Here is a 12385-nt window from a genome sequence, read left to right on the forward strand (position 1 = left end):
GTCAGCGGAATCCGCTCGCTGTCCGCCTTGGCGCGGATGATGATGAACTGACCCGCCTGCGCCTTTTTGGCAATGAGCGGCGCTTCGATGACCAGCTCCGTTACCGTGGGGTTCAGTTCGCGTCTTTTCACGATTTTGAACACAGTCGTACCCTCGCTTTTCCTGGGGCGGCGGGCTGGGCCCGCACGCCCGTAGTACCGGCCAGCCACAGCCTGCCGGCCCGATCCAAGGGGCACCCGGTTAGGCGAACCCGGCCCCGCGCCGCCCTGCGGCGAAGGACCCGCCCGGCCCCCGGATACCCTTTGTCATTTATTGTACGGCATTTGGCGGATTCTGTAAAGAAATTTTTCCGCGCCGGCCGGCTTCGGGCCCCGGCGGCGCCCCCGGCCCTTTTTTGCGAAAAAATTTGCGCACAAACGGGCTTTGGGGGCTTTCCCGCCGGCGGGTTTTATGATATACTAAGACGATATACAAAAGGTTGCCGGTCCCTCGCCGCGGCTGTGGCGGGCGCGGTCTGTTTTTCCTGCAAAAAAAGGATTGCGTCCGCCGGCGGTTTTGGTATAATAGGAGTAGGTGAAGATAGACCGGAATCCCGCCCGGTACGGCCGGGTAGTAACCTGTTGGAGGAGCGCGATTTATGACAAAGCAAGAAATGTTGCAGCTGAAGATGACTGCAACCCGTGTGCGTATGGGCGTGATCGAAGCGACTCATGCCGCCAAAAGCGGACATCCCGGCGGCAGTCTCTCCGCTGCGGACGCGCTGACCTATCTGTATTTCAAAGAAATGCAGATCGATCCCGAAAACCCCCACGACCCGGATCGGGACCGGTTTGTGCTTTCGAAGGGACATGCGGCGCCCGGGCTGTATTCGGTGCTGGCCGAGCGCGGCTTCTTCCCGGTGGAAGATCTGCGCACGCTGCGCCATGACGGCAGCTACCTGGAAGGCCACCCCAACATGAACACCGTGCCCGGCGTGGACATGAGCACCGGCAGCCTGGGGCAGGGCGTTTCGGCCGCCTGCGGCATGGCCCTGGCCGCCCGGCAGCAGGGCAAGGACATCAATGTCTACACCATGCTGGGCGACGGCGAGATCGAGGAAGGCGAGTGCTGGGAAGCGTTCATGTTCGCGGCCCACTACAAGCTGGACAACCTGTGCATCATGATCGATGTCAACGGCCTGCAGATCGACGGCCCCACCGCCAACGTGATGAACACCGAGCCGCTGGACCAGAAGATGGACGCCTTCGGCTTCAATACCATCATCTGCAACGGCAACTCGTTCAACGACCTGGAACAGGCGTTCCTGCTGTTTGACCGCGCCCACGGCAGCGGCAAGCCCACCTGCCTGCTGCTGCACACCACCAAGGGCCTGGGCGTGAGCTACATGGAAAACGCGGTGGACTGGCACGGCAAAGGCCCCAATGATGAGGAATACCAGCACGCGATGCAGGAACTGCAGGCGGCCTACGACCAGCTGGAAAAGGAGTATGAGCAATGGCTGAAGTAATGAAGATCGCCACCCGCGACAGCTACGGGGACGCCCTGGTCGCCCTGGCCGACGCCGGCCATGACGAAGTGGTGGTGTTTGACGCCGACCTGTCGGCTTCCACCAAGACCTGCAAATTCCAGAAAGCCTACCCCAAGCGCTTTTTTGAATGCGGCATCGCCGAGTCCAACATGATGGGCGTGGCCGCCGGCATGAGCACCTTCGGCTATGTGCCGTTCGTGTCCAGCTTTGCGATGTTTGCTTCCGGCCGCGCCTGGGAGCAGGTGCGCAACTCCATCGGCTACCCCCACCTGAATGTGAAGATCGGCGCCACCCACGGCGGCCTGTCCGTGGGCGAGGACGGCGCTTCCCACCAGTGCTGTGAGGACTTTGCCCTGATGCGGGCGATCCCCGGCATGGTGGTGCTGAGCCCGGCCGACGATGTGGAGGCCCGCGCCTGCGTGAAGGCCGCCTACAACCATGAAGGCCCGGTCTACCTGCGCTTTTCCCGCCTGGCCACCCCGGTGTTCCACGACCCGGAAAAGTACACCTTCACCATCGGCAAGGGCGAGACCCTGACCGACGGGTTCGACATTGCGGTGATCTCCACCGGCCTGATGACCAGCGAAGTGCTGAAGGCCGCCCTGCAGCTGAAGAAGCAGGGCACCCTGAGCGTGCGGGTCATCAACATGCCCTGCATCAAGCCTCTGGACGAGGAACTGGTGCTGCGCGCCGCCAAGGAATGCAAGAAGATCGTCACGGTGGAAGAGCACAGCATCATCGGCGGTCTGGGCGAAGCGGTCTGCTCCCTGCTGTCCGAAAAGTGCCCCACCCCCGTGCGCCGCATCGGCGTGAAGGACACCTACGGCCATTCCGGTCCGGCCTGGGACGTGCTGCGTGAGTACGGCCTGACCGCGGAAGCCATCGCGAACGAGATCCAGGATTTCGCCAAAGAGGAATAATCCAGTAAAATAATACAGCCCGGATGTTTCGGCAGAAGCATCCGGGCTGTTTTTTGTTTACAGGAAAGCGGGCTTACCGGCTCTCCACCTTCTTGCCCAGCAGGGTATCCCGGGCACAGAGAAGATAGGGCAGGTAGTTTTCGCAGGCGGCCTCCCACTTGCGGCGCACAAAACTGCGACGGGGCCCCTGGTTGTGCTTGATGGCCCCCACGTTGATCCACTTGCTCTTCTGGCGTATCAGAAGATGGGTCTCAAAGGGCGAGTCCAGATCCTCCGGGGTGCAGTAGCCCGGGTCCAGGACCCGGAACCGCCGGGGCTGTTCCGCCACCAGACGGTTCAGCTGGCTTTCGTCATGCCACTGGGCAATCACCCCGTCGGCCAGGTCGGCCTCGGTGCGGTCGTTGAGGGTGTGGCACAGCCAGAGGAAGGCCTGGGCCGTGCCCCCGTTGAAGCCCCCCGCCACATAGATCTGTCCGGCGTTGTAGGGCATATAGGCACGGCAGCGGGGGTTGCGGTCATAGGGCAGGAAGATGGGCTTCTTGTGCCAGTAGCTCAGGTGGCAGGCCACCACCAGGTCCTCCCCCTTTTCCGGGCGGGGCAGCACATCCGCCGGGGTGATGGTCTGGGTGCACAGCAGGTTGGCGTTGGCGAAATAGAGGTAATCGCAGCCCCGCAGTTCCTCCTCCGCGCTCAGAAAAACCGCAAACCGCTTGAGGGTGCTGTAGGGCCAGTCATAGGCTTTCTGGTAGATGCGGCGCACGGCGGGATCGTCGTCATGGTCGATGTGCTCGGCATCGGTGAAGACATAGTAGGTTTTTTCCACACCAGGCAGGAAGTTCTGTTGAAAACTTTGGAAAAAATCCGGCCAGAAGACGGTGTAGGCCCCGGTGCAGATGTACAGAATCCCGACTCTCATGGGTTTTCCTCCTTGCGCAGACGCGCGGACAGTTTGCGGACCAGTTCCATGCCCCGGCCCCGGAGATAGGCGGCGTCACTGGTCCAGCCGTAAAGCAGCAGGTTGCACAGGTTGGGCACCACCGCCACGATGCACACCTTGCCCGCAAAGGCCAGGATGCCCGTACCGCACAGGCTGCACAGCCAGGATGTGAAGAACATGATGGCAAACAGGGTGCCGATGTGGACCAGCTGCAGGCCCAGGTATCGCCAGCCGCAGCCCTTCATGTAATGGCGGCAGACCACCCGGCCCCGGCCGATCCACATGAAGCAGTGGGCAATGACGGTGGCCGCCACCACCCCGGCCAGCCCGAAGGGGATGACCAGGGCAAAGCTGAGCACCACATTGCTGACGGCGGAAGCCACCATGAACCACTGGTCCTCCTCAAAATGGCCCAGCACCGCCCGGTAGGAGCCCAGCATCCGGTGGTTCCAGCCGATATACTCGTTCATGCAGAACCAGAACACATAGGCCATGGGCAGCAGGTAGCTCTCCCCCATCCACAGCCGGATGAAGGGCTGGAACAGGCAGAAATAAGCCACCGCCACAAAGCTGCCGAAGCAGTAGCTGAAGAGGTCCAGCCCCCAGAACACCGCCTTGGCATGGCCGTCGGCCTCCGCGTCCCGGTCATAGACGATGCTGCCGATGGCCGCGGCGAAGGAATCCAGGATCTTGTTGCAGATGTTGTTGACGCTGGTGGAGATGGTGGAATAGTTGCCGGTCCGGGTGACCAGGGCGGCGCCCCGCATGCTGGTGATGACGATGTTGTCCGAGGAGCCGTAGATGGTGTTGGACAGCTTGTGCACCAGATAGTACCGCAGATCGTGGAAAATGCCCAGTTCCTTGAAGTCGGCCAGGGTGACCTTGGCCTCGTACAGTTCGGGAAAGTCCTTCTTGTACCTCCAGGCCACCACCACGTTGGCCAGGGTGTTGAAGAGGATCTGGATGCCGAAATAGAGGAAATAGTTGGGGATCCACAGGGCGATGGCGATCTTGGCCAGACTGGTGGCCACGTTGAAGCCCAGGTCGATCTTGGTACACACATACCCCTGCTGGGTACAGGTGTACATGAGCCGCCGGGTGATGAGGAAGTAGCTGGACAGGGTGGACAGGGCGGTCATGGCGTAGATGCCGTAGACCATGAGCCAGTCCGGTTCCTGTTCCTGCACCACCAGCAGGGGCAGGAAAAAGGCGCAGACCACCGCCATGAGAGCGATGAAAGCCCCCACCGCCCGGTAGGCCCACTTGTACAGGGACATATACCGGCTGATGCGGTCGATGTCCTTGGCGGCGATCTGCTCATACAGGCGGTAGCTGATGACGCTGCCCACCCCGAACTCCGCGATGGAGAAGAAGTTGAAGAGGTTGTTGATGGTGTCCGAGTACCCGGGAACGAAGGCGTCGAAGTTGGTGACAAAGAGCTTGCGGGTGACAAGCCCCAGCAGAAGGAGCACCAGGCTCTGCCCCAGGGTATACACCAGATTGATGAGGGTGCGTTTGGTTCGCAAGGCGGATTCTCCTTAGTGTTTCAGGTGTGCGGCCAGCCACAGTCCGGCCCGGGGTCCCAGCAGGGTGATCATCCAGCGGAACAGAACCCAGTCCGTACGGCCGGAGGCCTGCTCGCCCTTGTTGTACAGGTCCCGGCAGCGGGCAATGCCCGCGGCACAGGCACGGCGGACCCCCTTGTCCTTCACGGCGGCGGCCCGGGCCTGGGGCCAGAATACGTTGGCCACCCGGCGCCAGACCTCTGCCTGTTCTTCCGGGGTGAAGCCCCCGGCCCCGGGTCCCGCAAAGAGCTTGCGGAATCCCTTGCGGGCGGCCAGGATGCCCACAAAGTGCTTGGGCAGGTTGCTGTTCAAAAGACTCCCCGCCCGGTTGACCCGGTAGATGGTAATGGGAAAATCCAGGAAATACAGCCGGGTACAGTGGTGGAGCAGGAGCAGGTCGAAGGGATAATCCTCCGCCCAGACCACCTTGGGCCAGAACTGCACGCCGGACTGTTCCAGAAAGGCCCGACGGATGCAGAACCGCCACACCGACCAGTTGCCGTTTTCGTAGAGTTTCTGGACGCGTCGGGCGTAGTCGGGGCTTTCATAGGGGCCGGGGGTAAAGACGGGCAGGGACGGCGGGGCGGGTTCAGATTTCGGCGCAGCGGCGTCCAGTTCCAGATACCGCCCCACATACCAGTCGTAGCCCGGGGCGTCGTCCAGGGCGGCCCGCAGTCTGGACAGCATATCCGCAGGCCAGAGGTCGTCGCTGTCCAGGAAGAGGATCCATTCTCCCGTGGCCGCGGCCAGCCCGGTGTTGCGGGCGGCGGCCAGACCGCCGTTTTCCCGGTGGAGGGTGATGACCCCGGGGCAGGTCTCGGCGAAAGCATCGCACATCTGCCCGCTCTGGTCGGTGGAGCCGTCGTCCACCAGGATGCACTCCCAGTCCTTGGGACCGGGCTGCTCCACCACGCTTTTCACGCAGGCACACAGATAATTCTGCACGTTATACACCGGCACGATCACCGAAAACCGGATGGGTGTTGCTTCGTTGCGCCGCATGGGCGTACCTCCCTTATCCTTGGCGGGTGGGCAGCAGGGTCCAGTCCGGGGCAACCAGCGCGGTGCGCTTGCCGTTGGCGTACCACCGGTCGGGGGCAAACACGCGGCGCCCTTCCGGTTCGGCCAGATACTGTCCCCACCAGCTGAAGGTGGAATTGCTCAGGATGAAATGACGGCACCGGGCCATCAGGTCCAGGTCCCACACCGCCGGCCAGCTGCCCCGCACAAAGACGGCGGGCAGGCCGGCGGTGTCCAGGTGGGCCTGGGCATAGTCCGGTTCGTCGGAAAAGACAAAGAGTTCCGCCCCGGGCAGGGCTTCCTGCACCGCACGGCAGGCCGCGGCGTAGTAGGCCGGTCCGCAGACCTGCAAAGCCGCATTTTCCGGCTTGCGGTAGTCCCCGCACCGCCAGTGCAGCGCCACCGGACAGGGAGAGGCGGCGATGGCGGCGGCAGCGGAGGCCGCTGCCCCGGGCAGGTCCCCTTTGGCCCGCAGCTCGGTGCGGATGTGGGGGGCGGCATCGGCAAAATAGCCTTCCGCCTGGAAGTACCCCCAGGCCAGGAAGTCCTTGCTGTGGCCCCGGCGGGCGGGCAGATAGCCGTCGGAGGCAAAATGCAGCCCCAGGGCGTTGAGGACCGGGGCCATCCGCCGCTCAAAGGCGGTGTAGTCCCGGTCCATCATGCCGCCCCGCTGCTCGTATTTGATCATCAGGGCCTTGGCGGCATTCTGCCGGGGCAGGTGGGCTTTGGCGAAACCCGGTTCCGCCAGGATCCGCACCTCCGGGGCAATGTTCAGCGCCTGCAGGGCACATCTGGTGTGGGCGGGGGCGCCGTCCCGCCAGTCCTGCCGGTCCAGCAGGGTCACGGGCTCGGCACAGCGCAGTCCCAGGGCCCGGGCAAAGGCATAGATGAACATCTGGTTGCCCAGCCCGCCGGCCAGTTCGGCGTAGATCATTTGCTCCCCACCCCCGCCAGCAGTTCGTACAAAGCCTGCATCCGCAGGGCGGCTTCCTGCTGTTCGTAGCCCGCCCCTTCCAGCTCGGCCCAGTGGTCGGCGTGGGGGCCGCCCTGGGCAGCCTTGTTGGCTGCGGCGGCCCACTGATCCAGGGGCGCATCCAGGGGCAGGAAGTGCACCAGGTCGGTGACGGCGCCGTCATCCGGCACGTTGGTGGAGGCCAGACAGGGGGTGCCGCAGCCCTGGGCTTCCACCAGGGTGATGGGGCTGCCCTCAAAGTTGCTGGGCAGCAGGAACAGGTCGAAGGCGTTCATGAAGGCGGGAATATCCTCCTGCACGCCGGTCTGGGTGACCTTGTCCGAAAGGCCCAGGCGGGCGATCTTTTCGTCGATGGCCTTCTGGTCCTCGCCCCCGCCCACCATCATCAGATGCCAGCGGTCGTCGGATTGGACCATGGCGGCAAAGACGTCCAGCAGGAACAGCAGGTTTTTCTGGTGGTTGTACCGTCCCACAAAACCGCACAGACGGGCGGAGTCGGGGATGTGATACCGTTCCCGCACCCGGGCCCGGGCGGCTTCATCGGGATGGAACCGGCCCTTGTCCACCGCGTTGCAGGCCACCGTGAAGTTGGTTTTCTGGTCGATGTGGTCCCCGAAGACGAACCGTCCCGCCGCCACCCCGCAGCCCAGGAACCAGTGGGCCGTACACTGGTACAGCCCGTGGGCCATCCGCCAGACCAGGGTCATGGGCGGGTAGACGATGTGGCTGTGCACGATGAGCTTGGCCCCCGGGCAGTACAGCCGGATGAGCACGCAGGCCAGGGCGTTGACCTTGCTGGCCGTGTGCAGGTGCACGATATCATACCCCTTGTGGGTGCGCAGGAACTTGACCAGGGCGGGCAGACGCTTTTTGTCGTCGTCCGGGATGGCGTACCAGTGCACGCCGTGGGCTTCCAGGGCGGGGCCGGTGCTCTGCTGGTTGGGCGGGCAGGGGCCGGCCAGCAGGTCCACCTGATAGGTCTGGGTATCCATGTGGAGCAGCAGATTCTGGATATACCGCTGCACCCCGCTCTGGATGCCCAGATTGTTGCCGATCATCAGGATGCGCATGAAACTCTCCTTTGGGATGTGTTTACCAGTAGCTGCCGCCCTCCACCTTTTCCTTGGCGGCGGGCTGTTCGGCGGGCAGGGGCCGCACCCAGGCATCGTTGTACAGCTTGCCGATGACCGGGTGGTCATCCCAGCGGCGGCCCTTGATGCCGAAGAGCAGCTGGGTGGCCCCGCTCATCTGGACGGCCATGTGGCCGGTGTCCCGGGCGTGGGCGGCCAGAGGCAGGCCGTAGGCCCCCGCCCCGATGATGGCCACCTCGTAGTCGGCGGCGTCCATCTGGCTTTCCATGGCGGCCAGAGCATCGAACCAGGACGCATATCCGGTGTCCTGTCCGGCCAGCCCCTGCACCGCCTGCACCACCGTCAGGGAGGCGAATTCCGGCAGGATATCCGTGCCGGGGAAAAGGGCTTCCCGCTTCTGGTACTGGGACAGGATACTCTCTTTGAAAGGATGCACCACCAGCACCTTTTTGCCGGCCAGGGCGGCGCTCCAGGGGTCTTCATGGTAATAGGGTTCCAGGGCCCGCAGCTGGGTGAAGGCGGTGTGGGTGCAGCCCCGGATGACCTGCCGCTCCGCCCCCACGTCCCACAAGGCCAGCAGGTCGGCCTGCTGGGCGCAGCGGATGTACAATTCGCAGAAGCGGCGCAGGGTATCGTCGTCGGTGGGAAAGACCCCGGACAGGTCCCGGATCTCCCACCGGATGCGGTCGGAAAAGTCCTGGCTGCCGGTTTGCAGGTATTCGGCCACGGTGCGCATCTCGGTGGCGCCGCAGCGGCCGAAGCAGAAGGGCTTACCCTGTTCCAGGGCTTCCTTGGCCAGCCGGTTGCCCTCGGCGGCGGACAGCACGGTCACCCCCCGGTATTTCCAGCCGAAACGGGCGGATTTGACCAGGTTGCGGGCCAGTTCCAGCAGCTTGCCGTCATTGTCCATCCCGGTGCACCCCTTCCTGTTGCAGCATGGCCAGCACGGTGCGGGCGCTGTTGTCCCACAAAAAGTGTTCCCGGATGCGCTGGCGGGCCGCCTGCCCCATGGCAGCGCTGCAGGCCGCCGCCTGTACCCCGGCGGCAAAGACTTCGGCGCCGCCGTCCAGCAGCAGGCCGCTGATGCCGTCCTCGATGATCTGGTCGGGACCGGGGGCGTGGCGGGCCACCGGCACACAGCCAGCGTACATGGCTTCCAGCAGGCTCATGCCGAAGATTTCATGGTCGTTGAAGTTCACAAACACGTCGCAGGCGTGGTAATAGGCATGTACCTGGGTGTTGGGCACGCTGGGGATGTGCACCCAGCGGTGATCCAGTCCGGCGGCCTGCATCTCCCCTTTCAGGGTCTCCGCCAAGGCACCGCTGCCGATGACCACCGCCTGCCAGTTTTCCGGCAGGGCGGCCAGCAGGGGCACCAGATCCAGGGGGCGCTTGTAGGTATCCAGCCGCCCCACAAAGAGCAGGATCTGGGCGTCCGGATCCAGGCCCAGCTGGGCCCGCAGTTCCGGTTTGGTCCCCTGTACTTGGGGGATGATGGCAGTGTCCAGGCCCACCGGCAGCACCCCGGCGCAGGGCACGCCCATTTCTTCCAGTGTGTTCTGCACCGCCAGGGTCTTGGCATAGGTGGGCGTTTTGCGGTAGATGGCCAGGTTGCGGCGGCAGAGCAGGTCCATCACCGCCCGCACCAGGGGGTTGCGGGCGTCGGAGCGCACCGCCCCCAGCTGGCTGTAAAAGAAGATGCCGTGCTCCTGACAGAACCGGTACAGCCCCGGCACCCCCAGGGAGTTGTCCCCCATGACGTGGACGGCGTCCACTTTTTCATCCAGCAAGGGCTGCCAGGTGGAATAAAAGGCATGGACCCGCCAGGCACTGGCGGGCACATACAGGATCTTTACCCCGGGCGCCGGTTCTTCGGTCTCGATGTCTTGGGCCCCCACTGCCGGGTAAAGCACCACGGTCCGGCAGCCCTGGGCGGCCAGGGCCCGGGCCAGCCCCACCTCCTGGCGGTTGTAGGCGCCTTTTTTGCCCGAAGCCCCGCAGTACAGCTGGGGAATGGCGATGGTCAGCATGACTTGGAATCCTCCTGTTTGGGTGCGGGAACGGGCCCCACTTTGGCCAGATACCGGGCGTCGATGACCTCGATCTCCTCATCCCGGCAATAGGTGTGGATGCCGATGACCGTGGCCGGGTCCAGCCCCTCCACAGAGACGTTGGCAGGCATGGCGGCGCACAGGGGGAACTCTTTTTCATCCCGGCGGCTCCAGAATTGCAGATAGACGCCGTAGTCCACCTTGGTGCTCACCTGGGCGGGGCGCACCGTCTGGCCGGCCCACCGGAACAGGGGGCCGGCATTGCGGGCGCCCAGGTCGTAGTTGCGGTTTTCCAGCCCGAAGGTCTCGTCCTCTTCCAGCACAAAGCCCCCTTCGGCCTGTTCCTCCCGACGCAGTTCATACCGGCGGTAGCGGGTGTACAGGCCGTTGTCCGCCTTGACCTGGCTGCAGAGCAGGGCCAGTCCCCCGGGACGGATGTCCAGCAGGATGGTATCGGCCAGCTCCTTGTCCCCGGTCAGGAAGGAAGCGGCCAGTTCCCACGTATCGGGGAAGTGCCTGCGCCGGTAGAGGTTCAGGGTGTGATTGGTGCCGGTCTCGGGGATCATCCAGATCTCCCGGTTCCAGCTGAATACCGTGGGAAAGGAGAGGTGGAAGGCTTCGCTCAGCACCGTCCGGGGCTCCCCGGGATGGCGGGGGTCGGTGAGGTCGATGACCGCAATATCCCCCTTGCCTTTGGCCATGTCGAAGGCTTCGCAGAACAGCCAGCGCTTGCCCTCATGGGAAAAGAGCAGGGGGTCAGCGTACCACACCCCCGCCCGGGCAGGCAGCGGCGTATACGGTTCTTCCCCCAGCGCGGGCAGCGGGTCGCATCCCGGTGCGGTGGGGACCGGGCGCAGGGCGATGGTGTAGATCTCTTTCCACCCGGTCAGCTTTTTGAACAGGCGCGCCGGGGGCATATGCAGGGCGCGGTACAGTTGATTCATGCAGGGTTCTCCTTATCACGGCGCGGGCGTCCCGTCCAGGACGGCGCGGTAAATTTCCATCAGACGGCGGTAATTGTCCTCCGGCCCGAAGGCGGCCAGGGCGGCCGTGCGGATGGCGTCCAGATCGGCGGTCTGCCCCAGGTCGGGCAATGCCCGGACAGCGGCGGCCAGGGCGGCCGGGTCTCCGGGGGCAAAGCGCAGGCCGTCCACCCCGGGGCGGACCATGGCTCCCACGTTGCCCAGGTCACTGGCCAGCACCAGCGTGCCCATGACGTGGGCCTCCGCCGGGACCAGGGCGAAACTTTCATAGCACAGGCTGGGGGCCAGCACCCCCCGGCTTTGGGCAAAGAGGGCGTGGAGCTCCCCCCGGGGCAGAAGTCCCAGCAGCCGCACCTTGGGCACCGCCTGCTGCCGGACCCAGTCGTCCAGAGGACCGGCCCCCACCAGCAGCAGTTCGGGGGCATCGGGGTCATGGGCCAGAAGCTTCCAGCCTTCCACGGCGGTGCGCAGGCCCTTGAGTTCTTCCAGACGTCCGGCAAAGACGATCTGGTTTTTCCGCTGTGACCAGGGCAGTACCGGGGGCAGGGCCTCCCCCGAAGCGGCGGTATTGGGCCGCACGAAGAGGCGTTTTGGGTCGAACACCCGGCGGCGGGTGTTGAATTCCAGCAGTTTCTGTTTGTCAAAGTCGGTGAGGGTGATCAGGTTCACCCAGCGGTAGGTGCCCAGCAGCCGGTGGAAGGCGTACACAAAGGCACAGACAGCACTCTGGGCCAGACTGCCCCGGTAGCACCGGTGGCGCACCGCCTGCCACAGCCCGCCGCGGCGGCGGGGGCAGTCCTCACAGACCCGCCCGTCCCGCAGCAGCACCCCGTTGGGGCAGAAGAGCCGGAAATTGTGCAGCGTCTGCACCACCGGCACCCCCAGGGAGCGGGCGGCCCAGAACACCGACGGGCTGACGGTGAGCAGGGTGTTGTGCACATGCACAATATCGATCTGGTGCTGGCGGATGAGGGCACGTACCTCCCGCCAGGTTTTCCAGCTGAACACCGCTTCCAGCCCCATAGTCAGAGCGCCGCCCTCGTTGGCGCGCTCGTAGGTGAACACCTTATGACCGTGTTTTTCCAGCAGGGCCCGCTCGTCCACAAAGGCCGCGTCCTCGCCCCCGGGCAGGCGGTAATGGCAGTGGACCAGCAGGATGTTGTAGCTTGTTTTTTCCACCTTCAACCCTCCAACCCGTATAATTCGGCATTTTATCTATTATACCCCGTACGGCGATAAAAGGAAAGAGAAAGGGCGGATTTTACCCCTTGAACTTGACGGCCCGGACGGATTGCCTTACAATACCTTCCTCCTGGA

At 64.2% G+C, this 12385-nt stretch carries 11 protein-coding genes and 1 pseudogene; 2 read left to right on the plus strand and 10 right to left on the minus strand.

Translation table 11 applies throughout. The features are described from left to right. Window positions 1–143 (minus strand): annotated as a pseudogene (locus tag Q0K17_RS02210) (sulfide/dihydroorotate dehydrogenase-like FAD/NAD-binding protein); the annotation flags it as partial. 494 nt (window positions 144–637) lie between these two features. Here Q0K17_RS02210 and Q0K17_RS02215 point away from each other — a divergent pair. Then, window positions 638–1507 (plus strand): transketolase, encoded by an 870-nt coding sequence (locus Q0K17_RS02215; RefSeq protein WP_294539410.1) that lies wholly within the window; start codon window positions 638–640, stop codon window positions 1505–1507. Further along, window positions 1495–2448 carry a transketolase family protein gene (locus Q0K17_RS02220; protein ID WP_294539413.1) on the plus strand — a complete coding sequence of 318 codons (954 nt, stop codon included), beginning with the start codon at window positions 1495–1497 and terminating at the stop codon, window positions 2446–2448. The genes Q0K17_RS02215 and Q0K17_RS02220 overlap by 13 nt, the downstream gene beginning before the upstream one ends. A 73-nt stretch (window positions 2449–2521) precedes the next feature. Here Q0K17_RS02220 and Q0K17_RS02225 read toward each other — a convergent pair whose 3' ends face one another. The 9 genes from Q0K17_RS02225 to Q0K17_RS02265 are packed head-to-tail and all read right to left on the minus strand — an operon-like array spanning window position 2522 to window position 12247. Continuing rightward, a complete protein-coding gene (locus Q0K17_RS02225; RefSeq protein ID WP_294539415.1) occupies window positions 2522–3364 on the minus strand; it encodes a family 6 glucosyltransferase in 843 nt (280 codons plus the stop codon). Next, window positions 3361–4911: an oligosaccharide flippase family protein gene (locus tag Q0K17_RS02230; RefSeq protein ID WP_294539418.1), complete on the minus strand. Its 1551-nt coding sequence runs from the start codon at window positions 4909–4911 to the stop codon at window positions 3361–3363. The genes Q0K17_RS02225 and Q0K17_RS02230 overlap by 4 nt, the downstream gene beginning before the upstream one ends. A gap of 12 nt (window positions 4912–4923) precedes the next feature. Next, window positions 4924–5952 carry a glycosyltransferase family 2 protein gene (locus Q0K17_RS02235; RefSeq protein WP_294539421.1) on the minus strand — a complete coding sequence of 343 codons (1029 nt, stop codon included), beginning with the start codon at window positions 5950–5952 and terminating at the stop codon, window positions 4924–4926. A 13-nt stretch (window positions 5953–5965) separates the two neighbouring features. Beyond that, entirely contained in the window at window positions 5966–6904 is a 939-nt protein-coding gene (locus tag Q0K17_RS02240; RefSeq protein ID WP_294539423.1) for an alpha-1,2-fucosyltransferase, read from the minus strand. Next, window positions 6901–8013 (minus strand): glycosyltransferase, encoded by a 1113-nt coding sequence (locus Q0K17_RS02245; RefSeq protein WP_294539426.1) that lies wholly within the window; start codon window positions 8011–8013, stop codon window positions 6901–6903. Before Q0K17_RS02245 ends, Q0K17_RS02240 begins: the two co-directional genes overlap by 4 nt. Window positions 8014–8035: 22 nt before the next feature. Further along, on the minus strand, window positions 8036–8944 hold the full coding sequence (locus tag Q0K17_RS02250) for a hypothetical protein (RefSeq protein ID WP_294539429.1): 909 nt from the start codon (window positions 8942–8944) through the stop codon (window positions 8036–8038). Further along, a complete protein-coding gene (locus tag Q0K17_RS02255) occupies window positions 8934–10064 on the minus strand; it encodes a glycosyltransferase family 4 protein (protein ID WP_294539432.1) in 1131 nt (376 codons plus the stop codon). The genes Q0K17_RS02250 and Q0K17_RS02255 overlap by 11 nt, the downstream gene beginning before the upstream one ends. Then, window positions 10058–11029, minus strand: a complete 972-nt coding sequence (locus Q0K17_RS02260; protein ID WP_294539435.1) for a hypothetical protein — start codon at window positions 11027–11029, stop codon at window positions 10058–10060. Before Q0K17_RS02260 ends, Q0K17_RS02255 begins: the two co-directional genes overlap by 7 nt. Window positions 11030–11044: 15 nt before the next feature. Next, window positions 11045–12247 (minus strand): glycosyltransferase, encoded by a 1203-nt coding sequence (locus Q0K17_RS02265; protein WP_294539438.1) that lies wholly within the window; start codon window positions 12245–12247, stop codon window positions 11045–11047. Window positions 12248–12385: the final 138 nt, after the last annotated feature.

This window comes from uncultured Gemmiger sp. (assembly GCA_944388105.1).
Classification (GTDB): domain Bacteria; phylum Bacillota; class Clostridia; order Oscillospirales; family Ruminococcaceae; genus Gemmiger.

What these genes read in the sequence shown, in the direction of transcription:
- Q0K17_RS02260 (WP_294539435.1), bottom strand. Translation starts at nt 11,029, where the DNA reads ATGAATCAACTGTACCGCGCCCTGCATATGCCCCCGGCGCGCCTGTTC.
- Q0K17_RS02240 (WP_294539423.1), bottom strand. Translation starts at nt 6,904, where the DNA reads ATGATCTACGCCGAACTGGCCGGCGGGCTGGGCAACCAGATGTTCATC.
- Q0K17_RS02255 (WP_294539432.1), bottom strand. Translation starts at nt 10,064, where the DNA reads ATGCTGACCATCGCCATTCCCCAGCTGTACTGCGGGGCTTCGGGCAAA.
- Q0K17_RS02250 (WP_294539429.1), bottom strand. Translation starts at nt 8,944, where the DNA reads ATGGACAATGACGGCAAGCTGCTGGAACTGGCCCGCAACCTGGTCAAA.
- Q0K17_RS02235 (WP_294539421.1), bottom strand. Translation starts at nt 5,952, where the DNA reads ATGCGGCGCAACGAAGCAACACCCATCCGGTTTTCGGTGATCGTGCCG.
- Q0K17_RS02220 (WP_294539413.1), top strand. Translation starts at nt 1,495, where the DNA reads ATGGCTGAAGTAATGAAGATCGCCACCCGCGACAGCTACGGGGACGCC.
- Q0K17_RS02215 (WP_294539410.1), top strand. Translation starts at nt 638, where the DNA reads ATGACAAAGCAAGAAATGTTGCAGCTGAAGATGACTGCAACCCGTGTG.
- Q0K17_RS02225 (WP_294539415.1), bottom strand. Translation starts at nt 3,364, where the DNA reads ATGAGAGTCGGGATTCTGTACATCTGCACCGGGGCCTACACCGTCTTC.
- Q0K17_RS02245 (WP_294539426.1), bottom strand. Translation starts at nt 8,013, where the DNA reads ATGCGCATCCTGATGATCGGCAACAATCTGGGCATCCAGAGCGGGGTG.